This is a genomic window from Variovorax sp. M-6 (assembly GCF_052114385.1).
GTDB lineage: Bacteria > Pseudomonadota > Gammaproteobacteria > Burkholderiales > Burkholderiaceae_C > Variovorax.
The window spans coordinates 50,571-72,183 of sequence record NZ_JBFREQ010000001.1 but is presented as its reverse complement, the minus strand read 5'-3'; the positions used below and the strand labels follow the sequence as shown (position 1 = coordinate 72,183).

The 21,613-nt window shown below is 68.8% G+C and carries 22 protein-coding genes; 17 read left to right on the top strand and 5 right to left on the bottom strand.

The window, feature by feature from the left end; translation table 11 throughout:
• Nucleotides 1-6: 6 nt before the first annotated feature.
• The 7 genes from AB4Z46_RS00375 to AB4Z46_RS00345 are packed head-to-tail and all read left to right on the top strand — an operon-like array spanning nucleotide 7 to nucleotide 8,440.
• Complete coding sequence (locus tag AB4Z46_RS00375; RefSeq protein WP_442281488.1) at nucleotides 7-1,611, top strand: ABC transporter substrate-binding protein; 1,605 nt, start codon at nucleotides 7-9, stop codon at nucleotides 1,609-1,611.
• Between the two features lies 1 nt (nucleotide 1,612).
• Entirely contained in the window at nucleotides 1,613-2,590 is a 978-nt protein-coding gene (locus tag AB4Z46_RS00370; RefSeq protein WP_442281487.1) for an ABC transporter permease, read from the top strand.
• Between the two features lie 6 nt (nucleotides 2,591-2,596).
• A complete protein-coding gene (locus AB4Z46_RS00365) occupies nucleotides 2,597-3,427 on the top strand; it encodes an ABC transporter permease (RefSeq protein WP_442281486.1) in 831 nt (276 codons plus the stop codon).
• Nucleotides 3,424-5,100: an ABC transporter ATP-binding protein gene (locus AB4Z46_RS00360; RefSeq protein WP_442281485.1), complete on the top strand. Its 1,677-nt coding sequence runs from the start codon at nucleotides 3,424-3,426 to the stop codon at nucleotides 5,098-5,100. The genes AB4Z46_RS00365 and AB4Z46_RS00360 overlap by 4 nt, the downstream gene beginning before the upstream one ends.
• Nucleotides 5,097-5,624, top strand: coding sequence for an L-2-amino-thiazoline-4-carboxylic acid hydrolase (locus AB4Z46_RS00355; protein WP_442281484.1), 528 nt, complete (start codon nucleotides 5,097-5,099; stop codon nucleotides 5,622-5,624). Before AB4Z46_RS00360 ends, AB4Z46_RS00355 begins: the two co-directional genes overlap by 4 nt.
• Before the next feature lie 20 nt (nucleotides 5,625-5,644).
• Nucleotides 5,645-6,760: a M14 family metallopeptidase gene (locus AB4Z46_RS00350; protein ID WP_442281483.1), complete on the top strand. Its 1,116-nt coding sequence runs from the start codon at nucleotides 5,645-5,647 to the stop codon at nucleotides 6,758-6,760.
• A gap of 54 nt (nucleotides 6,761-6,814) precedes the next feature.
• Nucleotides 6,815-8,440, top strand: coding sequence for an FAD-dependent oxidoreductase (locus tag AB4Z46_RS00345; protein WP_442281482.1), 1,626 nt, complete (start codon nucleotides 6,815-6,817; stop codon nucleotides 8,438-8,440).
• Between the two features lie 55 nt (nucleotides 8,441-8,495).
• Here the strand turns inward: AB4Z46_RS00345 and AB4Z46_RS00340 are convergent, their stop codons facing one another.
• Together AB4Z46_RS00340 and tsaE are read right to left on the bottom strand one after the other, a co-directional pair.
• Complete coding sequence (locus AB4Z46_RS00340) at nucleotides 8,496-9,923, bottom strand: N-acetylmuramoyl-L-alanine amidase (RefSeq protein ID WP_442281481.1); 1,428 nt, start codon at nucleotides 9,921-9,923, stop codon at nucleotides 8,496-8,498.
• A complete protein-coding gene (tsaE, locus tag AB4Z46_RS00335; protein WP_442281480.1) occupies nucleotides 9,920-10,417 on the bottom strand; it encodes a tRNA (adenosine(37)-N6)-threonylcarbamoyltransferase complex ATPase subunit type 1 TsaE in 498 nt (165 codons plus the stop codon). Before tsaE ends, AB4Z46_RS00340 begins: the two co-directional genes overlap by 4 nt.
• Here tsaE and queG point away from each other — a divergent pair.
• Complete coding sequence (queG, locus tag AB4Z46_RS00330; protein ID WP_442281479.1) at nucleotides 10,403-11,473, top strand: tRNA epoxyqueuosine(34) reductase QueG; 1,071 nt, start codon at nucleotides 10,403-10,405, stop codon at nucleotides 11,471-11,473. The two genes, tsaE and queG, sit on opposite strands and share 15 nt — an antisense overlap.
• Here the strand turns inward: queG and AB4Z46_RS00325 are convergent.
• Entirely contained in the window at nucleotides 11,460-11,891 is a 432-nt protein-coding gene (locus AB4Z46_RS00325) for a hypothetical protein (RefSeq protein ID WP_442281478.1), read from the bottom strand. The two genes, queG and AB4Z46_RS00325, sit on opposite strands and share 14 nt — an antisense overlap.
• Before the next feature lie 27 nt (nucleotides 11,892-11,918).
• Nucleotides 11,919-12,851, bottom strand: a complete 933-nt coding sequence (locus tag AB4Z46_RS00320; RefSeq protein WP_442281477.1) for an AEC family transporter — start codon at nucleotides 12,849-12,851, stop codon at nucleotides 11,919-11,921.
• A gap of 76 nt (nucleotides 12,852-12,927) precedes the next feature.
• Between AB4Z46_RS00320 and AB4Z46_RS00315 the strand changes: the two genes are divergently transcribed.
• From AB4Z46_RS00315 to AB4Z46_RS00290, 6 genes are all read left to right on the top strand, one after another.
• Complete coding sequence (locus AB4Z46_RS00315) at nucleotides 12,928-13,902, top strand: tripartite tricarboxylate transporter substrate binding protein BugE (RefSeq protein ID WP_442281476.1); 975 nt, start codon at nucleotides 12,928-12,930, stop codon at nucleotides 13,900-13,902.
• A 140-nt stretch (nucleotides 13,903-14,042) separates the two neighbouring features.
• The gene (gene xerD / locus AB4Z46_RS00310; RefSeq protein ID WP_442281475.1) at nucleotides 14,043-14,957 is read left to right on the top strand and encodes a site-specific tyrosine recombinase XerD; all 915 of its coding nucleotides are present in this window, start codon (nucleotides 14,043-14,045) and stop codon (nucleotides 14,955-14,957) included.
• 190 nt (nucleotides 14,958-15,147) lie between these two features.
• A complete protein-coding gene (locus tag AB4Z46_RS00305; RefSeq protein WP_442281474.1) occupies nucleotides 15,148-16,122 on the top strand; it encodes a Bug family tripartite tricarboxylate transporter substrate binding protein in 975 nt (324 codons plus the stop codon).
• Nucleotides 16,123-16,171: 49 nt separating this feature from the next.
• The gene (locus tag AB4Z46_RS00300) at nucleotides 16,172-16,735 is read left to right on the top strand and encodes a TetR/AcrR family transcriptional regulator (protein ID WP_442281473.1); all 564 of its coding nucleotides are present in this window, start codon (nucleotides 16,172-16,174) and stop codon (nucleotides 16,733-16,735) included.
• A 90-nt stretch (nucleotides 16,736-16,825) separates the two neighbouring features.
• Entirely contained in the window at nucleotides 16,826-17,959 is a 1,134-nt protein-coding gene (locus AB4Z46_RS00295) for a thiolase family protein (RefSeq protein ID WP_442281472.1), read from the top strand.
• Nucleotides 17,960-17,991: 32 nt separating this feature from the next.
• Nucleotides 17,992-18,459 (top strand): MaoC family dehydratase, encoded by a 468-nt coding sequence (locus AB4Z46_RS00290; protein WP_442281471.1) that lies wholly within the window; start codon nucleotides 17,992-17,994, stop codon nucleotides 18,457-18,459.
• A 6-nt stretch (nucleotides 18,460-18,465) separates the two neighbouring features.
• Here AB4Z46_RS00290 and AB4Z46_RS00285 read toward each other — a convergent pair whose 3' ends face one another.
• A complete protein-coding gene (locus AB4Z46_RS00285) occupies nucleotides 18,466-19,269 on the bottom strand; it encodes a ferritin-like domain-containing protein (RefSeq protein WP_442281470.1) in 804 nt (267 codons plus the stop codon).
• A 40-nt stretch (nucleotides 19,270-19,309) separates the two neighbouring features.
• Between AB4Z46_RS00285 and AB4Z46_RS00280 the strand changes: the two genes are divergently transcribed.
• The 3 genes from AB4Z46_RS00280 (at nucleotide 19,310) to AB4Z46_RS00270 (ending at nucleotide 21,599) form a co-directional block, all read left to right on the top strand.
• Nucleotides 19,310-19,834: a gamma carbonic anhydrase family protein gene (locus AB4Z46_RS00280; protein ID WP_442281469.1), complete on the top strand. Its 525-nt coding sequence runs from the start codon at nucleotides 19,310-19,312 to the stop codon at nucleotides 19,832-19,834.
• A 23-nt stretch (nucleotides 19,835-19,857) separates the two neighbouring features.
• A complete protein-coding gene (hslO, locus tag AB4Z46_RS00275; RefSeq protein ID WP_442281468.1) occupies nucleotides 19,858-20,856 on the top strand; it encodes an Hsp33 family molecular chaperone HslO in 999 nt (332 codons plus the stop codon).
• Between the two features lie 167 nt (nucleotides 20,857-21,023).
• Nucleotides 21,024-21,599: an NnrU family protein gene (locus AB4Z46_RS00270; RefSeq protein ID WP_442281467.1), complete on the top strand. Its 576-nt coding sequence runs from the start codon at nucleotides 21,024-21,026 to the stop codon at nucleotides 21,597-21,599.
• The last annotated feature ends 14 nt before the right edge of the window (nucleotides 21,600-21,613 follow it).

The window sequence follows — 21,613 nt, the reverse complement described above, 5'->3', positions numbered from 1 at the left end:
ACACTGATGACATTGACCCGACGCAACGCACTGCTCACCGGACCCGCACTGGCCCTTTCCGCAGCGATCCCTGGCGTGCTTCAAGCCCAGGTGGCATCGACGCCACGCCGCGGTGGCAGCGTGACGGTGCACATGACCGGCGAGCAGCGCGTGCTGAACCCCGCGCTGCGTGCCTCCACCGGCGTCTACGTGATCGCCGGGAAGATCATGGAGCCGCTGGTCGACCTCGACGCCAAGGGCGATCCGGCCCCGGTGCTGGCCACCGCCTGGAAATCGACGCCCGACGGGAAGACGATCACCTTCACGCTGCGCGAAGGCGTCAAGTGGCATGACGGCAAGCCCTTCACCTCTGCGGACGTCCAGTTCAGCGCGATGGAGATGTGGAAGAAGCATCTCAACTACAGCACGGCCCTGCAGCTCTACCTGGACGCCGTCGACACGCCGGATGCGAACACGGCCGTCTTCCGCTACTCCCGACCCATGCCGCTCGACCTGCTGTTGCGGGCGCTGGCCGACCTGGGCTACGTGGCGCCCAGGCACGTCTACGAGGGCACGAACCTGCTGGAGAATCCGGCGAACACCGCGCCGATCGGCACCGGCCCGTTCAAGTTCTCGAAGTACGAGCGCGGTCAGTACGTCATCGCGGTGCGCAACGAGAGCTATTGGCGCGCCGGCTTTCCCTATCTCGACCAGATCGTCTGGCGCTTCGTGCCCGACCAGGCCGCCGCGGCGGCCGCGATCGAATCGGGACAGATCCACGTCAGTCCCGAAGGCGGCCTCGCGCTCTCGGATCTCGACCGCCTGAAGAAAAGCCCGAAGTTCGAGGTGTCGACGCGCGGCAACGAGGGCAACGCGGTGATGAACACCATCGAGTACAACTTCCGGCGCAAGGAACTGGCCGATCGCCGGGTGCGCGAGGCCATCGTGCGCGCGATCGACATCAACTTCTTCTGCGAGAACTTCCTGTACGGCTTCGCCAAGCCCGCGAGCGGTCCCTATCCCACCACGTCGCCGAAGTTCTTTGCCAAGGACGTGCCGCGCTACCCCTTCGACAAGAAGAAGGCCGAGGCCCTGCTCGACGAAGCCGGCTACAAGCGCGACGCCAAGGGCCAGCGCTTCTCGCTGCGGCTGGTGCCTGCGCCCTGGGGCGAGGACATCACGCTGTGGTCGACATTCATGCAGCAATCCCTGCAGCAGGTGGGCATCGGGGTCGAGATCGTCCGCTACGACGCGGCGGGGTTCCTGAGCAACGTCTACAAGGACTGGAATTTCGACCTGGCCACCGGCTGGCACCAGTACCGCGGCGACCCCGCGGTCTCGACCACCGTCTGGTACCGCTCGGGCAGCCCCAAGGGCGCGCCGTGGACCAACCAGTGGGGCTGGAAGTCCGACAACGTCGACCAGCTGATCGACGCCGCGGCGTTCGAGATCGAGCCGGTGAAGCGCCGCAAGCTCTACGCGGACCTGGCGGGCCAGGTGAACACCGAGATCCCGGTGTGGATGGCGGCCGAGCGCTTGCTGATTTCGGTCACCAACAAGAACCTGCAGAACCACCACAACCAGCCGCGCTGGATCTCCAGCAGCTGGGCCGACCTCTGGATGACGTCCTGATATGCAAGTGCTGGCATTGGCGCTGCGGCGCCTGGCGTCAAGCCTGCCCACGCTGCTGATCATCCTGGCCGGGCTGTTCCTGCTGCTGCAGCTGGCGCCGGGAGACACCGTGGACGCGCTGGTCGCCCAGATGGGCGGCGGCGATCCCGCGATGATTGCCCAGATGCGGCAGTTCTACGGCCTCGATGCATCGGTTCCGGTGCAACTGGGCAACTACCTCTGGCGCCTGGTGCGGCTCGACCTGGGCTACTCGGCGATCTATGCGAAGCCGGTGCTCGACGTGATCCTCGAACGCCTGCCGGCGACGCTGCTGCTGATGGTCTCGGCGCTGTCGTTCGCCTTTGCGGCGGGCATCGTGCTCGGCGTGATCGCGGCGCGGCGCGTCAACCAATGGCCGGACACGATGATCTCGACCCTGGGCCTGATCTTCTACGCGACGCCCTCGTTCTGGTTCGGGTTGATGAGTGTCGTGGGGTTCTCGGTGCACCTGGCCTGGCTGCCCGCGGGCGGGTTCGAGACGATCGGCTCGGGCCTGACCGGCTGGGCGCGCGTTCTGGACGCCGCACGGTACCTGGTACTGCCCACGCTCACGCTGGGCCTGGGCTTTCTGGCGATCTACCTGCGGATCATGCGCGCCTCGATGCTCGAGGTGCTGACGCTCGACTTCGTGCGCACGGCGCGCGCCAAGGGCCTCGCCGAGTACGGCGTGGTGGTGCGCCATGTGCTGCGCAATGCCCTGCTGCCGATGGTCACGCTGATCGGCCTGCAGGCCGGCACGATGCTCGGCGGCTCGGTGGTCGTCGAGAGCGTGTTCGCGCTGCCGGGCCTTGGACGCCTGGCCTACGAATCGGTCGTGCAGCGGGACCTGAACACCCTGCTGGGCATCGTCTTCGTCTCGGCGGTCCTGGTCATCGTGATCAACTTTCTCGTCGACATCGCCTATGCGCGGCTCGACCCCCGCATTGGTTCCGGCAGGTAGCCACCCATGAGACTTCTTCGCCTTTACCTTCGGAATCCGGCCGCCATCATCGGACTGGTGCTGCTCGCCGCGGTGCTGTTCCTGGCCGCGTCCGCCGACATCTTCTATCCGCGCGACCCGTTGAGCCTGGCCGGCCGGCCGCTGTCCTGGCCGCTGGAGAACTCGCGCTTTGTTCTCGGTACCGATTCATCGGGGCGAGACATTGCCGCGCAGATCTTTCACGGCGCCCGGATCTCCCTGATGATCGGCATTGCGGCGACCCTGGTGGCCATCCTTCTGGGCACCGTGATCGGCGCACTGGCCGGCTTCTACGGCGGCTGGGTCGACGACGTGCTCATGCGGATCACCGAGGCGTTCCAGACCGTGCCGAGCTTCTTGCTGCTGCTGGTCCTGGTGGCCGTGTTCGGCTCCAACCTGCTGACGGTCACGCTGGCCATCGGCGTGGTGTCCTGGCCGGCGCCGGCGCGTCTCACGCGGGCCGAGTTCCTGTCGCTGCGAAGCCGCGAGTTCGTGCAGGCCTGCCGCACGCTGGGCCTGCGCGACAGCGCGATCATCTTCAGGGAGATCCTGCCCAACGCGATGCCGCCGCTGATCGTCTATGCCAGCGTGGTGATGGCGCTGGCGATCCTGATGGAGAGCGCGCTGGCCTTCCTGAATCTGTCGGACCCGAACGTCGCCTCCTGGGGCAACCTGATCGGCCAGGGCCGGGGCGTGCTGCGTACCCAGTGGTACGTGTCGGCGATCCCGGGCGTTGCGATCCTGCTCACGGTGCTGGCCGTGTCGCTGGTCGGACAGGGCCTGAACGATGCCCTGAACCCTCGATTGAAATCACGATGAAACGCGACGATGCAAACGTTCCGGTGCGCGCACCGGCGCCGATCCTGAGCCTCGACGGACTCAGCGTCCGCCTGCCGCGCAACGCCGACCGCACGCATGCGATCGTCGATGTCAGCCTCGCGCTGGCGCCGAACGAGATCCTGTGCGTGGTCGGCGAGTCGGGGTCCGGCAAGTCGATGACCAGCAGCGCGATCATGAGGCTGCTGCCGGCCGGCGTGAGCGCCGACAGCGGCTCCATTCATTTCGATGGCCGCGATCTGCTGACGCTCAGCGAAGCGCAGATGCGGGAAGTGCGCGGGGCCCAGATCGCCATGGTGTTCCAGGAACCGATGACGGCCCTGAACCCGCTGCATACGGTGGGCAAGCAGATCGGCGAGATGTTCCGCATCCACACCGGTCTGGAGGCCGCTGCGATCGACCGGCGAGTGCTCGAACTGCTCGACGAAGTGCGGCTGCCCGACCCGCAGTCGGCGGCGCGGGCTTATCCGCACGAGCTGTCGGGTGGGCAGCGCCAGCGCGCCATGATCGCCATGGCGCTGGCGCTCGAGCCGCGGGTGTTGATCGCCGACGAACCGACCACCGCGCTCGACGTGACCACGCAGGCTCAGATCCTGCGGCTGATCCGCGATCTCCAGAAACGCAAGGGCACTTCGGTGCTGTTCATCACCCACGACTTCGGGGTGGTCGCCGAGATCGCCGACCGGGTCGCCGTGATGCAGCAGGGCCGGCTGGTCGAGCAGGGGCGGGCGGCGCAGGTGCTCAATGCGCCTGCGCACCCGTACACGCAAAAGCTGATCGCGGCGGTGCCGCCGCTGACGCCGCCCCAGCCGACCCGCGTTGGCGCGGTGCCCGCCCTGGTCGTCGCCGACGTGTCGAAGACCTACAGCACCGGCGGTTTTCTCGGGCGCGGTGCGCGCGTCACGCACGCGCTCGACCACGTGTCGCTCGAAGTGCCGAAGGGCGCCACCTTGGGCGTGGTCGGCGAGTCGGGCTCCGGCAAGTCGACGCTGGCGCGCTGCATCGTGCGACTGATCGATCCCGATGGCGGCCGCATCCAGATCGGCGATGTCGATCTGGCGGCGATGTCGCGCAGTCAACTTCGCTCGGCCACAAAGCGGGTGCAGATGGTGTTCCAGGATCCTTATGCGTCGCTCAATCCGCGTCGGCGTGTCGGTGAGCTGGTGGCGCAAGGGCCGATGGCGCATGGCATGGGCCGGCGCGAAGCGATGGCGAAGGCCCGTTCGCTGTTCTCGCTGGTCGGGCTGGATCCGGCGGCGATCGATCGCTTCCCGCACGAATTCTCGGGAGGCCAGCGCCAGCGTATCGGCCTGGCGCGCGCGCTGGCGCTCGATCCCGAAATCCTCGTGGCCGATGAGCCCGTGTCGGCGCTGGATGTGTCGGTGCAGGCCCAGGTGCTGCGCCTGCTGGCCGATCTGAAGAGCCGCCTGGGGCTGTCGATGCTGTTCGTCACGCACGACCTCCGGGTCGCCGCGCAGATCTGCGACGTGGTGGTCGTGATGAAGTCCGGCAAGGTCGTGGAGGCCGGCCCGACCGCCGAGGTGTTCACGAATCCGCGGGCCGCCTATACGCGCGCGCTGCTCGAAGCCATTCCGGGGCGCGAATGGTCGGGGCGCCCCGAGTCAGAAGAAAACCACGAAGGAGTATCGACATGAGCCAGCCGCCGCCCGCCCACCCGCAGAACCTGTCGATGCTGACCAAGCGGCGCATCGAGGCCGAGATGCTCGGACACGTCTACGAGGTGCTCAAGGCCAGCCACGGCAAGGAGGCTGCGATGCAGGCCATCGGCGACGCGGTGCGCCGCTCCTCGATCGACCAGGCACGGCGCTTCGCCGCCGAGACGGGCGGCCCGACCTCGCTGCAGAGCTTCGTCGATATCAGTTCCCTCTGGGAAAGCGAGGACGCGCTGAAGATCGAGGTGCGCGAGAAGACCGACACGCAGTACGTGTTCGACGTCGTGCGCTGCCGCTATGCCGAGATGTACCAGGCCATGGGCCTCGGCGAGATCGGCCACCTGCTGTCCTGCCAGCGCGACGGGACCTTCTGCGAGGGCTACGACCCGAAGCTGAAGTTCGCGCGCACCCAGACCATCATGCAGGGCGCGAGCCACTGCGATTTCCGCTACTCGTACGAAGCCGAGGGCGCGACGACCGCGGCGTCGCGCGACGGCGCCGACTGATCGAGACCACCGGAGTTCCCATGCAACCTGTCAGCATCGCACTTGCCGCTTCCTGCTTCAGCCCGTCCTATGCCAGCGCGCGCGGCCGCTTCCTGCTCGCTGCCGACCGGGCGGGCGCGCGCCTCGACGTTCTCACGAACACCGTGGCCCGCGGCCCCGACGGCGGAACCCTCACCACCGACGTTGCCGTGCTCGGACCGCCGGATGCCCACAACGCCTTGCTGATCTTCAGCGGCACGCATGGCCCCGAGGGCTTCGTCGGCTCGGCCGCGCAGATCGCGCTGCTCGATGCGCTCGCGACCCAGGCGCATGCGCTCGCGGTGCGGGTCGTGCTGGTGCACGCGATCAATCCGTGGGGCTTCGCCCACGTCAGTCGCACCACCGAAAACAACGTCGACCTGAATCGCAACTTCATCGACTGGCGTTCGCCACCGCCCGCCAATCCGCCCTATGCCGAACTGCATCCTCTGTTGTGCCCTTCGGAATGGTCGGCCCGGGCGCTCGAAACGGCCAACACGGGGCGGGATGCCTGGATCGCGAAGAACGGCCTGGATGCCTACGTCGACGTGACGAGCCGCGGCCAGTACAGCCATCCGGACGGGCAGCACTACGGCGGCACCGGCCGCGAGTGGTCGAACCAGGCGCTCGAAACGATCATCGGACGCCATCTCGACGGCGCGAAGCGGATCGCGCTGATCGACTGGCACACCGGGCTGGGCGAACCCGGCGAACCGTTCTTCCTGTGCTTCAACGAGCGCGGTGGCCCGGGCTGGGAGCGGGCCTGTGGCTGGTGGGGCCGCGAACATGTCGAAACCAAGGGCGGCTTCGAGGGCGCGGGTCGGCCCAGCTATTCCGGATTGCTGTTCCACGGCGTGCAGCGGTTCGCCGCCGAGGCCGAGGTGACCGGCGCCGTCATCGAGTTCGGCACCCTCGGCCGGGCCGAGATGCAACGCGCGCTGCAGATCGATCACTGCCTGAAGTTCGACGCCGCGCTCCCCAAGTCGCAGCACGCGGCGATGCGCGAACAATTGCTGGATGCGTTCTCGCCCTTTTCGCCGGGCTGGCAGCGCAGCGTGCTCGGCCACGCGATCAGGATCCAGCAGCAGGCGCTGCAGGGCGCGGCCGGCTGGCGCTGACGCGCCGCCGCTCCGGCAGACCCACACGCCCAACTTCTTCTCTCAAGGTTCAGCATGACAAATTCCTCTGACGCGGGGCTCGAGCGGACGGTCGACGTCATCGTGGCGGGTTCGGGGGCTGCCGCGCTGACGGCCGCCCTGACCGCCGCGGTGGCCGGGTTGAAGGTGCTGGTGCTGGAAAAATCCGCGCTGCTGGGCGGCACCTCCGCCATGTCGGGGGCGGGCATCTGGGTGCCGGCGAATCATCTGGCGGCGGCAGCCGGCTTCCAGGACAGCCGGCAGGAAGCCCTGGCCTACCTGAGGAACGCGTCGCCGGCCGGTTGGCGGGACACCGAAGACCCCTTGTGGCAACGCTTCGCCGAGGACGCGCCGACCATGCTCGCGTTCGTGGAACGCCACACGCCGCTGCGCTTTTCGCTGACCAACGAGCCCGACCCGATGGCCGAGCACGAAGGCGGCAAGCTGGAGGGGCGCATGGTGTCGCCGAACCTGCTGGGCCGCCGCATCGTGGGCCGGTACGCCCGCCGCTTGCGCTCGTCGACCATGCCACACCTTTTCACCTACAACGAGATGCGGTCGACCGGCATCTACACGCGGCCCGTGCGCGGCATCGTGGGCATGCTGCCGAAACTGCTGTGGCGCGCGCTCACCCGCCGTGCCGGGCAGGGCAGTGCGCTGATCACCGGCCTGCTGAAAGGCTGCCTCGACCACGGATGCCGTATCGAGACGTCGGCCCGGGTGCTGGACCTGCTGGTCGACGACGCGTCCGCACGCATCACTGGCGTTCGGGTACAGCGCGGCGGCGAGCAACTCGACTACCACGCGCGGCGCGGCGTCGTGCTGGCGACCGGCGGATTCGAATGGGACGAGGCGCTCAGGCAAGCCCATTTCCCGGGGCCGCTGGACAGGCTCGGCAGCCCGCGCAGCAACGAGGGCGATGGACAGCGCATGGCGCAGAGGGTCGGGGCGCGCCTCGATCGGATGGACCAGGCCAATGTGTATCCGACGCTTCCCACCGTCTATGAAGGGAAGCCGCACGGGCTGCCCTTTCCGTTCCAGGCCTTCGCGCATGCGATCGTGGTGGATCGCCACGGGCGCCGCTTCGTCAGCGAAAGCGACTACAACATCGGCGAGCAGCTGGACCGGCGACATGCGGATGGTTCGCCCGTGCACCTTCCGGCCTATGTCGTGGCCGACGCACGGTTCATGAAGCACTCGCTTCCCTTCCGGTGGTTCGCACGCAAGCAGCGCGGCTGGGTCCACAGCGCGCCCACCCTGGCGGAACTGGCCGCCCGGCTGGGCTTGCCAGCCCAGTCGTTGCAGGACACCGTGTCCCGTTTCAACGGTTTTTGCGCACAGGGCAAGGACCTGGATTTCGCGCGAGGCGAAAGCGTCTGGGAACGCTTCCAGTCGGGAGGGAAGGTGAACTGGGGCAGCGTGGAGCGGGGGCCGTTTTTCGGCATGTCGATCAACCGGTCCATCCTCGGCACCAAGGGCGGGGCGCGCACCGACGCGGGAGGTCGGGTGCTGCGACCCGATGGCAGCGTGATCGAGGGGCTCTACTGTGCAGGGAACGCGATGGCCAATCCCATCGGCACGCGTGCCGTGGGCGCCGGCACCACGATCGGCCCGTGCATGACCTGGGGCTTCGTGTGCGCCCGCACGATCAGCGGCGCTTGAGACCTCGACGTCCCCCTCGACAAGGGGGCAGTCCACCCAGGCGCACCACGCGAACCTACAGCTGCCGGCTGCGCGCCAGCGGCGGGTTCTGCGCGAAGTAGCTCTGGATGCCTCGCATCAGCGCATCCGCCAGGTCTTCCTGATAGGCCGTGCTGCGCAGCTTGGCCTCTTCCTCGGGGTTGCTGATGAAGGCGGTCTCGACCAGCACGCTCGGGATGTCGGGCGCCTTGAGCACCGCGAAGCCGGCCTGCTCGACCTTCGGCTTGTGCAGCCGCGCGCCGATGCCGCGGATCTCGCCGAGCATCGCGCCGCCGAGCTTGAGGCTGTCGTTGATCTGCGCCGTGGTGCTCATGTCGAGCAGCGCGCGCTGCACCTGCACTTCGTGGTTGCCCACGTTGACGCCGCCGACCTTGTCGGCCTGGTTCTCCTTGTTGGCGAGCCAGCGCGCGGCACTGCTCGAGGCGCCGCCCTGGCTCAGCGCGAAGACGCTGGCGCCGCGGGCCTCGGGCGTGGTGAAGGCGTCGGCATGGATGCTCACGAACAGGTCGGCCTGCACCCGCCGCGCCTTCTGCACGCGCACGCCCAGCGGCACGAAGAAGTCGGCGTCGCGCGTCAGGTAGGCGCGCATCGGGTTGCCGTTGACGCTGCTGGCATTGATGCGGGTGCGCAGCCGGTGCGCGATCTGCAGGACGATGTCCTTCTCGCGCGTGCCGTTGGAGCCGATCGCCCCCGGGTCTTCGCCACCGTGGCCCGGATCGAGCGCGACGATGATGATGCGGTCGGTCTGGCTCGCGGTGGCGCCGCGGTTGGCTGTCGCAGGGGCGGGCGGCGGAGCGCTGGCCACCGGCGGCATCGGCATCGGCAGCGGGCCGACCGGGGCCGATGGGCGGTTGGCCTGCGTGACCGACACGGGCGGCGTCGGCCGCGCCGATTGCTGCGCCATCAGGTCGCCCAGCGGGTCGACGGCGGGCTCGGGCGCGGCGGCGGTGTCGCGGCCCGGCGTCTTGGGCGCGTCGCGCAGCCGCTCGGCGATCAGCGCCTCGAGCGGGTCGATGGCCTGCTGCGGATACAGGTCCAGCACCAGCCGGTCGCGGTAGGCCGCCACCGGCGCCAGCGAGAACACCTGCGGCGCCACGGCCTGCTTGAGGTCGAACACGATGCGCACCACGCCGGGCGCGAACTGGCCGACGCGCAGGCCGTTGATGAAGGGGTCGTCGGGCTTGATCTTGCCGACCAGCTCGCGCAGCGCCGGGTTGAGCTCGATGCCGGTGATGTCGACCGCCAGCCGCGGCGGGCTGCCCACCACCAGCTGCTGCGAACTGAGCCGGCCGTCGGATTCGATGGTGACGCGGGTGTAGTCGGCTGCGGGCCATACCCGCACTGCCATGATGGTGGCGCCGCGGGCGATCTCGTGCAGGCCCAGCAGCAGCGCCACGCTGCCGCCCTGCAGCAGCACGCGCCGCTTCAGTCCGCTCGCCTTCATGCAATGGCTGCGAGCAGGCGCGTGCCTCGCTCGGTGTGGGCGCGCAGCGTCACGGTGCGGGTGTCGTCGGTCATCGCTTCGATTTTAATAGCGAGGTCCGCAAGCGGAATGCGCCCGGCCGCGTTTTCGGGCCATTCGGCCAGCTTGACGCCCGGGCCCGCGAAGATGTCACGGAAACCGGCGTCCTCCCATTCGCGCGGGTCGCTGAAGCGGTAGAAGTCGAAATGGAAGATCGCCAGCCCGTCGGGCGCCTCGTGCGGCTCGACCACCGCGTAGGTCGGGCTCTTGATGCGCCCGGCGATGCCGAGCGCGCGCAGCAGGTGGCGCACGAAGGTGGTCTTGCCGGCGCCCAGGTCGCCCTGCAGCGAGATGAAGGCATCGCGCAGTGCGGGCGAGCGCGCCAGCGCCTGCGCCAGGACGTCGGTGTCGTCCTCGGTTCGCCAGACCTGGGTGGCGCTGTGCGTTTCTACAATCGGAAGGTGATCGGCAGCCATCAACTCGTCAACAGGATTCAGGCCTTGGCCCGGGAGCTCGGATTCTCCCAAATCGGCGTCGCGGGCGTCGATCTGTCGAGCGCCGAGCCCGGACTGATGCAATGGCTGGCCGAAGGCTTCCACGGCGAGATGCACTACATGGCCGCGCATGGCACCCGTCGCGCGAGGCCGGCCGAGCTGGTGCCGGGCACGGTGTCGGTGATCACGGCGCGCATGGACTACCTGCCGCGCGCCACGCCGGACGACTGGCAGGCCGTGGAGTTCGCGCGGCTCGAGCGGCCCGGCGAAGGCATCGTCTCGCTCTATGCCCGCGGCCGCGACTACCACAAGGTGCTGCGCTCGCGGCTGGCCAGGCTGGCCGAGCGCATCGCCGCCGAGGTCGGGCCTTTCGGCCACCGCGCCTTCACCGATTCGGCGCCGGTGCTCGAGGCCGAACTGGCCTCGCGCAGCGGGCAGGGCTGGCGCGGCAAGCACACGCTGGTGCTCGATCGCGAGGCCGGCTCGATGTTCTTCCTCGGCGAGATCTACGTCGACATGGCGCTGCCGCCGAGCGAGCCGGTCACGCCGCACTGCGGCAGCTGCAGCGCCTGCATCGACATCTGCCCGACACGCGCGATCGTCGCGCCGCATCGCCTCGACGCGCGGCGCTGCATCTCCTACCTGACGATCGAGCATGCCGGAGCGATCCCGCTCGAGCTGCGCCCCCTGATCGGCAACCGCATCTACGGCTGCGACGACTGCCAGCTCGTCTGCCCTTGGAACAAGTTCGCCAAGAAGAGCGCACTGCCCGATTTCGATGCCCGCGACGGGCTCACGGGCCGCCAGCTCGGCGAGCTGTTCGCCTGGAGCGAAGAGGATTTCCTGCGCTTCACCGAAGGCAGTCCGATCCGCCGCATCGGGCACGAGCGCTGGCTGCGCAACGTGGCGGTGGCGCTGGGCAATGCGCTGCGCGCCGGGGAGCCGGGCGCGCGAGAGGCACTGGCCACTCGCCGCGCCGACCCGAGCGCGCTGGTGCGCGAGCATGTCGAATGGGCGCTGGCGTTCAGTGCCGGATGATGGCCGAGATCTGCGCCGTGCCGGCGTCGAGCGAGCGCATCGAACTGAGGCGGATCGAGGCGTACTTCAGCGGTGGGTTGTTGATCAGCTTGCCGACGAAGTGGCCATTGAAGCGCGTATCCCGGCAGCCGCTCGCCACCAGGTCGATCGAGGCGTTGGCCGGCGTGATGTAGTCCATGCTCGAACCGGCCAGCGTGCAGGTCGCCTCGGGCACCGCGCCGTACACCGCGCCATCGAGCTCGATCTGCAAGGTGCCCGTGAACACCGCCGGCGGGCCCTCGGCACCGGTGTCCGGCTGGGCGAAGTAGAACAGGAAGGGGCCGCTCCAGGCACCGTGGTAGTGGGTGTATTCCTGCGCCTGCGCGCACACCGTCAATGTCGAGGTGACGGCGATGGCAGCCAGGAGAGGGGAGCGCATCGCCGCATGGTAGCGGGTTGAGCCCGGCTAGCGGATGAGCGCCAGCGCAAAGGGCAGGCTGGCCACGCCGAGCAGCGTCGACAGCGTCACCAGCCCGGCGACGTAGGGGCCGTTGTAGCCCATGCGCGCCGCCAGCACATAGGCGCTCGACGCGGTCGGCACGGCCGAGAAGGTCAGCAGCACCGCGGCCTGGGCCGGATGCAGCCGCAGCACCACGGCGAGCCCCCATCCGATCAGCGGCAGCAGCAGGTGCCGGATCGTGAGCACCGAGACGGCCAGCACCTTGCCGCGCGCGATGGTGGCGAACTGCATGCCGGCGCCGGCCGCCATCAGCCCCAGCGCCAGCGAGGCCGCGCCGATGCGCGTGAGCGTCGGTTCGATCCAGCCCGGCACACCCAGGCCGAGCAGGTTGGCAACGAGGCCGCTGACCGTCGCGATGATCAGCGGGTTGCGCAGCAGCTGGCGCGCCAGCCCGGTCTGCGCATGCCTGGCCATCGGCCAGACCGCCGCGATGTTGAACAGCGGCACGCAGACCCCGATCAGCACCGCGATCATCAAGAGCCCCTCGGGGCCAGCGATCCGGTCGGCCAGTGCCAGGCAGATGAAGGAATTGAAGCGAAATGCGATCTGCGCGCTGGCCGCGTGGTCGCGGCGGTCGATGTGCTCTCCGATGCCCGGCAGGAAGGGCAGGGCATAGGCCAGCGCGATGCCGCAGAGGCCGACGCCGACACCGGCCGTCAGCAGGTTCGAGGTGGCGCCGAAGTCGAGCGGACTGCGCACGATCGAGTGGAACAGCAGCACCGGAAATAGAAAGTAGTACACCAGGCTCTCGACCTGGTCCCAGACGCGGCGGTCGAGGGGCGTGTAGCGGCACAGCAGCCAGCCGCAGGCGATGAGGGAGAAGTCGGGGAAGAGGAGCTGGGCATAGTTCACCGCTTCGAGGATATCCGCCTCGACCATGGGTTATCCACGTGGCATCGGCCGGGGCCACCCGTTAGCATCCGCACTTTCGTTTCTTGGCCCGAGGAGGCTATCAATGCAACGTCGTCAATGGAGTGCGGTGGTCGGTGCGGCCGCGCTGTTCGCAGTCGCAGGTTCCAGCTGGGCGCAGGGCTACCCGAACAAGCCGATCGAACTCCAGGTGCCCTTTGCCCCCGGCGGCACCACGGACATCGTGGCGCGCGTCATTTCGGAGCCGCTGGGCAAGGCGCTCGGGCAGAGCGTGATCGTGATCAACAAGGCCGGCGGCGGCGGCATCGTGGGGGCCGCCGAAACCGCGCGCGCCGCGCCCGACGGCTACAAGCTCGGCGTCGCGACGGTGTCGAGCACGGCCGCCAATCCGGCCATCAATCCGAAGGTGCCCTACGACCCGATCAACGACTTCACGCCGATCGTGAACATCGCGGCGACGCCGAACATCATTGCGGTGCACCCGAGCTTCCCGGCCAAGAATTACGCCGAGTTCGTGGCCGAACTCAAGAAGAACCCGGGCAAGTATTCGTATGCCTCGTCGGGCACGGGCGGCATCGGCCACCTGCTGATGGAGCTGTACAAGAACCTGACCAACACCTACGTGACCCACATTCCGTACCGCGGCGCCGGGCCGGCGCTCAACGACGTGGTGGCCGGGCAGGTGGCGATCATGTTCGACAACATCCCGTCGGCGCTGCCCTTCATCCAGACCGGCAAGCTGGTGCCGATCGTGGTGTCCGCGCCGCAGCGCCTGGCTGCGCTGCCGAATGTGCCGACCTTCAAGGAAGTCGGCCTGGAGCCGGTCAACCGCATGGCTTACTACGGCATCCTGGGGCCCAAGGGCCTGCCGAAGGAAGTGGTCGACAAGGTCAACGCCGGCGTCAAGAAGTCGGTCGAGGACCCGGCGGTGCGCAAGCGCATCGAGGACACCGGCTCGCTGATCGTGGCCAACACGCCCGAGCAGTTCGCGGCCCAGATCAAGGCCGAGTACGAGGTCTACAAGCAGGTGGTTGCGAAGCAGAAGCTCTCGCTGGACTAGCTCGCCCCCAGGTTGCCCGGCACTTCGTGTCCGGGCGCCCACCCCCTACCGGGGGCAACACCAGCGGCCCGGCGGAGCCGGTTCCGCGGTGTTTCACGAGCGGGCCTGGCTGCGCCGGCCTATTTGTTATCTTGCGGTGCATGACAACTGCCGCCGATACGCTCTCTGATACCCCCGAGATCGACGACTTCGTCGATGCGCTGTGGCTCGAGGACGGCCTGTCGAAGAACACGCTGGCGGCCTACCGCCGCGATCTCGCGCTGTTCGCCCAGTGGCTGCGGGTGCAGCGCGGCAAGCCGCTCGATGCCGCGCTCGAAAACGACCTGCAGGCCTACATGGGCGCACGCCTGACCGAAAAGGGCAAGGCGACCTCGGCCAATCGCCGGCTCACCGTGTTCAAGCGCTATTACCGCTGGGCCCTGCGCGAGCATCGCATCGCCGCCGACCCGAGCCTCAGGCTGGCGCCGGCCCGGCAGATGCCGCGCGCGATCAAGACCCTGTCCGAGAAGCAGGTCGACGACCTGCTGGCCGCGCCCGACGTCGACACGCCGCTGGGCCTGCGCGACCGCGCGATGCTCGAGCTGATGTATGCCAGCGGGCTGCGGGTCAGCGAGCTGGTCGCGCTCAAGGTGTTCGAGATGAGCCTCAACGATGGCGTCATCCGCGTGCTGGGCAAGGGCAGCAAGGAGCGGCTGGTGCCCTTCGGCGGCGAGGCGCGGCGCTGGATCGAGCGCTATCTGCACGATGCGCGGCCCTCGATCCTCGACGGCCAGCAGACGCCGGACCTGTTCGTCACCGCGCGCGGGGCGGGCATGACGCGCGTGATGTTCTGGATCATCGTCAAGAAGAACGCGCTGGCCGCCGGCATCCACGCGCCGCTGTCGCCCCACACGCTGCGCCATGCCTTCGCCACCCACCTGCTCAACCATGGCGCCGACCTGCGCGCGGTGCAGCTGCTGCTGGGCCATGCCGACATCTCGACCACCACGATCTACACGCACGTGGCGCGCGAGCGCTTGAAGCAGATACACGCGAAGCACCACCCTCGAGGATAGTTTGGCTCGCCCCCAGGTTGCCCGGCACTTCGTGTCCGGGCGCCCACCCCCTGCCGGGGGCGCAGTCGGCGGCCCGGCGAAGCCGGTTCCGCGACCGCCCACGAACAGTCGCGCTGCGCGCGGCCGGGGGGCGAGCCTTGCCCAGTCGGCAGAATGTTGGCATTGACCATTTATTGCAGGAGTCGCATCGATGCTCTCGACCGTTCGTCCATGTGCCCTGGCCGCCGCGCTGGGCCTGGTCTTCTTCAGCGCCGCGGCATCGGCGCAGGCGGTGCCCAAGACCATCCGGCTGGTGGTCGCCTATCCCTCGGGCGGCGTCAGCGACGTGGTGGCGCGGGCGCTGGCCGACAAGTTGGCCGCGCAGCTCGGCAGCACGCTGGTGGTCGAGAACAAGGCCGGCGCCAGCGGCACGATCGGCATGGATGCGGTCGCCAAGGCGGCGCCCGACGGCGCCACCCTGGGCTTCTCGGCCATCAGTCCGCTGGTGCTGAACCCGCACCTGGGCCGCTCGCCCTTCGATCCGATCAAGGACATCGCGCCGGTGGCCAGCGTCATGTACTCGCCGGTGCTGCTGATGGCGACGCCGGCGACCGGCACGCGCGACCTGCGCAGCCTGCTCGAAGACGCCCGGGCGCGTCCCGGCGCGGTGCGCTGGGCCACCTCCGGCCAGGCCTCGCTCGGCCACATCGTGCTCGAGCAGCTGCGCGCGGCCGCCAAGGTCGACATCACGCACATTCCTTACAAGGGCGGCGCCCAGCAGCTCAGCGATGCGATCGGCGGCCAGTTCGAGGTGCTGTCGACCAATGCCGGGCCGACCGTCTCGGCACAGATCCAGGCCGGCAAGCTGCGGCCGCTCGCGGTCGGCGCGCCGGCGCGGCTGGAGAACCTGCCGAAGGTCGCCACGCTGGCCGAATTGGGCTACCCCGCGGCCAACCTGTCCTCGCAGTTCGGCGTCTTTGCGCCCGCGGGCACGCCGGCCATCCTGATCGAAAAGTACAACGTCGAGATCAACAAGGCGCTGGCCAGCCCCGACCTGCGCGCCAAGCTGCTGGCGACCGACAACGTGCCCACCGGTGGCCGCGCGGAAGCCTTCGCCAACGAGATCGCGGCGGAATACGAGAACAATGCCCGCATCGTGAAAGCCGCTGGAATCAGGGCTGACTGAAACGCCTGCGTGGCTTGACCATTCGGACCACCTACCATATAGTAGGTAGATGATTGCTGCGAACACCTTGGCCGGCGCCACCACGCGCGAGCAGATCCTGGGCGTGGCGCGGGAACTGATCCAGACCCGCTCCTACCTCGGCTTCAGTTTCCAGGACGTCGCGGACCGGGTCGGCATCCGCAAGGCGAGCCTGTACCACCACTTCGCGACCAAGGAGGCGCTCGGCGTCGAGGTGCTGCGCGCGGCGGCGCAGGCCTTCAAGGACTGGACCATCGCGAAGCCGCGCACGCCGCAAGCCTCGCTCGATGCCTATTTCCGGATGTACCGCAACGGCTTGCACGCGGGCGAGGGCGTCTGCCCGGCAGGCGCGATGGCACCGGGCTGGGACTGCATCGACGAGGAGCTCAGGCGGGCCGTGCGCGATCTGCGCAACGCACAGATCCTCTGGCTGACCGGCGTGCTCGGCGCCTTGTCGCCGGGCGGCAGGGTCGGCGCTTGCGCCAGCTACGTGTTCGCCGCTTGCCAGGGTGCCCTGCTGTCGGCGCGCATGACCGGGCAGGTCGAGGACTTCGACGAGGCCATCGAGCAGCTGAAGCATTCGCTCGCGAGTTGAGCGACAGAGATTCCCCTGGGCACGCCTTGGCGTGCCCTCTTTTGGCAAGATGAAACTACCGATTGGTTGGTAGTCAACCGGAGAAAATCCATGAAAGCCGTCATCACGGGATATGCCCGCTCCCCATTCCATTTCGCGAAAAAGGGCGCCCTGGCCGGCATCCGGCCCGATGCGCTGGCCGCGCAGGTGGTCGGCGGCCTGCTGCAGCGCACCGATCTCGATCCTGCGCTGATCGAGGACGTGATCCTGGGCTGCGCCTACCCCGAGGCGGCCCAGGGCAACAACCTGGCACGGATCGTCGGCCTGCTGGCCGGGCTGCCGCACGAGGTCGGCGGCATGACGGTCAACCGCTTCTGCGGCTCGTCGATGCAGGCGATCCACATCGCGGCCGCGCAGATCGAAGCCGGGATGGGCGAGGCCTTCCTCTGCGTCGGCGTGGAGTCGATGACGATGGTGCCGCAGGGCGGCTTCAACTTTTCGCCCAACCCCGAATTGCTGGCCGACACCGACGCCTACATCTCGATGGGCGAGACCGCCGAGAACGTCGCCGAACGCTGGAACGTGAGCCGAACCGACCAGGAGGCGCTGGCGGTGCAATCGCACCGCAAGGCCGCCGAAGCGCGCGAGCGGGGGCGGCTGGCCGACGAGATCGTCGCCATCGCGCTGCCCGGCGGCGACAGCGTCGCGGCCGATGGCTGCATCCGCCCGGCGACCTCGGCCGAAGCGCTGGCCGCGCTGCGGCCCGCGTTCCGGCCCGATGGCGTCGTGACCGCGGGCACCTCCTCGCCGCTGACGGACGGCGCCGCCGTGGTGCTGGTCACGAGCGACACCTTTGCCGCCCGCCACGGCCTGCAGGCACTGGCACGCATCAAGTCCTTCGCCTCGGTGGGCGTCGATCCGGCCGTGATGGGCATCGGGCCGGTCCCGGCCACGCGCAAGGCGCTGGCGCGCGCCGGCCTCGCGGCGGCCGACCTCGACGTGGTCGAGATCAACGAGGCCTTCTCGTCGCAGGCGCTGGCCTGCATCCGGGATCTGGGGCTCGATCCGGACAAGGTCAACCTCGACGGCGGCGGCCTCGCGATCGGCCACCCGCTGGGCGCCACGGGCGCCCGCATCACCGGCAAGGCGGCCTCGCTGCTGGTGCGCGAGAACGGGCGCTACGCGCTGGCGACCCAGTGCATCGGCGGCGGGCAGGGCATTGCGACGATCCTCGAGCGGGTCTGACAATGTCGAACCCAACGACAGCGGAAATCCCCATGCCCGAATCCAGCCCCTCGAAGCCCAAGCTGTACCTCGAAGACCTCGCGCCCGGCGATCGCTTCACGAGCGGCGAGCATGCCCTCGATGCCGCGCAGATCATCGACTTCGCGACCCGCTTCGATCCCCAGCCCTTCCACCTCGACCCGGAGGCGGCGCAGCGCACTTTCTTCCAGGGTCTCGCGGCCAGTGGCTGGCACACGGCGGCGATCACGATGAAGCTGCTGGTCGAGAGCGGCATTCCGCTGGCCGACGGCATCATCGGCTCGGGTGGCGAACTCAGCTGGCCGAAGCCGACCCGGCCGGGCGACGTGCTGCACGTCGAGAGCGAGGTGGTCGAGGTGACGCCATCGCGCTCGCGGCCCGAGCGCGGCATGGTGCAGATGCGCTGCGAAACACTGAACCAGCACGGCGACGTGCTGCAGCGCTTCTCGCCGAAGCTGGTGGTGTCGAAGCGGCCTTCGTAGCCGCGCTCAACTCTGCTGCAGGCCCAGCAGTTCCTCGTCGGTGAACCCGGCCAGGGCCCGGGCCTCGAGGTTGAAGGGCGCGCGCAGGCGGGGCGCCTCGTGCCGGCGGTACAGCACGCGATAGTGGGCGATCGGATCGAGGCCGTCGCGCTCGCACAGCCAGCGGTACCAGCGGTTGCCGATCGCCACGTGGCCGACCTCGTCGCGCAGGATGATGTCGAGGATGGCGCAGGCCGCCAGTGCATCGGGCGTGCCGACCCGGCGCAGCTTGGCCTGGATCAGCGGCGTCGCGTCCAGCCCGCGCGCCTCGAGCGTGCGCGGCACCAGCGCCATGCGGGCGACCACGTCGTCCCGGGTCTTCTCGCACATCGACCAGAGGCCGTCGTGGCCGCTGAAGTCGCCGTAGGCATGGCCCATGGCGCGCAGGTGCGCGTGCAGCAGCATGAAATGCTGCGCCTCCTCGTCGGCCACGCGCAGCCAGTCGCGGTAGTAGGCCTCGGGCATGCCGTCGTAGCGCCAGGCGGCGTCGAGCGCCAGGTTGATCGCATTGAACTCGATGTGGCAGATCGAATGGATCAGCGCCGCGCGGCCTTCGGCCGTGAAGGGCGAGCGTTTCCCGACCGCGGTCGCCGACACGCGCAGCGGGCGTTCGGGGCGGCCGGGGACGCCGGCATCGTCGCCGGCGACGCGCATCGGCTTGCCTTCGATCGACCCCGGCCCGAGGCCGGCGACCAGGGCCCGGGTCGCGGCCACCTTCAGGTCGGGGTCGGTGAGGCGCAGCGCGGCCAGGGCGCCAAGGCGGGGATGCATCCCTACAATTCTAGTTTTTGTTCTTCTGGAGACACACGCGATGGCCCTCTATGAACTCGACGGCGTGGCGCCGCAACTCGCCGACGGCGCCTGGGTCGCCGACAGTGCGCAGGTCATGGGCAACGTCATCCTGGGCGAGAACGCGAGCATCTGGTTCGGCGCCGTRCTGCGCGGCGACACCGAGAGCCTCACCATCGGCCGCAACAGCAATGTGCAGGACCTGTCGGTGCTGCATGCCGACATCGGCTGCCCGCTGACCCTCGGCGAGAACGTGACGGTCGGCCACCAGGTGATGCTGCATGGCTGCACCATCGGCGACAACTCGCTGATCGGGATCCAGGCGGTGGTCTTGAATAACGCCAGGATCGGCCGCAATTCGATCGTTGGCGCCGGCAGCGTCGTGACCGAGGGCAAGGAGTTTCCGGACAACTCGCTGATCATCGGCTCGCCCGCCAAGGTGGTGCGCACGCTCGACGATGCGGCCGCCGCCAGGCTGCGGCAGAGCGCCGAGCACTATGTTGAAAACGGCCGTCGCTTCGCGAAGGGCCTCAAGAAGATCGCCTGAAAGGGCGGGAGAGCGAGTTTCCATTGAGCGAGTTGCACAAGTTCCTGTTCGACGGCATGCCGGTGCGCGGCATGATCGTGCGCCTGACCGACGCCTGGCAGGAGATCCTGGCGCGGCGCGCGTCCAACACCGCCACGGGCGCCTATCCGGCGCCGGTGGCCGAGCTGCTGGGCGAGATGACGGCCGCCGCCACGCTGATGCAGGCCAACATCAAGTTCAATGGCGCGCTGATCCTGCAGATCTTCGGTGACGGGCCGGTCAAGATCGCGGTTGCCGAGGCCAAGCCCGACCTGAGCCTGCGCGCCACCGCCAAGGTGGTGGGCGAGCTGCCGGCCGACGCGCGCCTGCCCGAGATGGTCAACGTCACGAACAAGGGCCGCTGCGCGATCACGCTCGACCCCAAGGACAAGCTGCCGGGCCAGCAGCCCTACCAAGGCGTGGTGCCATTGTTCGGCGACCGCGGCGAGAAGCTCGGGCGCCTGAGCGAGGTGCTGCAGCACTACATGCTGCAAAGCGAGCAGCTCGACACCACGCTGGTGCTGGCGGCCGACGACAAGGTGGCCGCCGGGCTGCTGATCCAGCGCCTGCCGGTCAAGGGCGAGGCCAACCTCGAGGGCACTTCCGGCAGCGACCACGACCAGGCCAACGAAGACCAGATCGGCCGCAACGAGGACTACAACCGCATCTCGATCCTGGCCTCGAGCCTGACCAAGGACGAATTGCTGACGCTCGACGTCGACACCATCCTGCGGCGCCTGTTCTGGGAAGAGAAGCTGCTGCGCTTCGAGCCGCAGTCCGGCCTGCTGGGGCCGCATTTCGCGTGCACCTGCGGCCGAAACCGGGTTGCCAACATGATCCGCGGGCTCGGCATGGAGGAGGCCGAGAGCATCCTCGCCGAGCGCGGCGACATCGAGGTCGGCTGCGACTTCTGCGGCAAGCAGTACCGCTTCGACGCGGTCGACGCGGCCCAGATCTTCACCGCGCCGGGGGACCAGATGCCCGGGAGCGCGGTGGTTCAGTAGGGCGGGGCGCCACCCTGAGGCGCGTGCGCCAGCCGGTGGAGGGCTGGCGACCCACACTTCGGTAGGACAGAATGCGGGCCAGGAGCAGCCACGCAGGGTGCTGCTCGGTTCGACCGCCCATCTTTCGACGCCCTCTGCGGTCAGCAGCGCCGCCCGGAGAATCTCTCATGTCTCTTCTTGTCGCTGGCCTCCTCCTTTTCCTTGGCATTCATTCGGTGTCGATCGTTGCGCCGGCCTGGCGCGATGCGCAGGTGGAACGGCGTGGCGAACGGGTCTGGAAGGGCATCTACGCCCTGGCCTCGCTCGCCGGACTGATCTTGCTTGTCCATGGCTATGGCGTCGCCCGCCAGACCCCGGTGATCCTCTACACGCCACCGCCCGCGCTGCGCCACGTCGCGCTGCTGCTGATGCTGCCGGTGTTCCCGCTGCTGTTCGCGGCTTACCTGCCCGGGCGCATACAGCGGGCGGCCAAGCACCCCATGCTGCTTGCCGTGAAACTCTGGGCGGCGGCGCACCTGCTGGCCAATGGCACGCTGGCCGATGTGCTCCTGTTCGGCGCCTTCCTCGTCTGGGCCGTGGCCGACCGGATTTCCGTCAAGCGCCGCGCCGTGCCGCACAGCGTGCCGGGCGCCCCGCCGGGGGCGCTGAACGACGTGGCTGCGCTCGTCGGGGGCCTGGTGGTGTACGTCGGTTTCCTGTTCTGGGCGCACGTTCGGCTGACTGGGGTTTCACCGCTCGGCTAGACGTACCCGTGCGT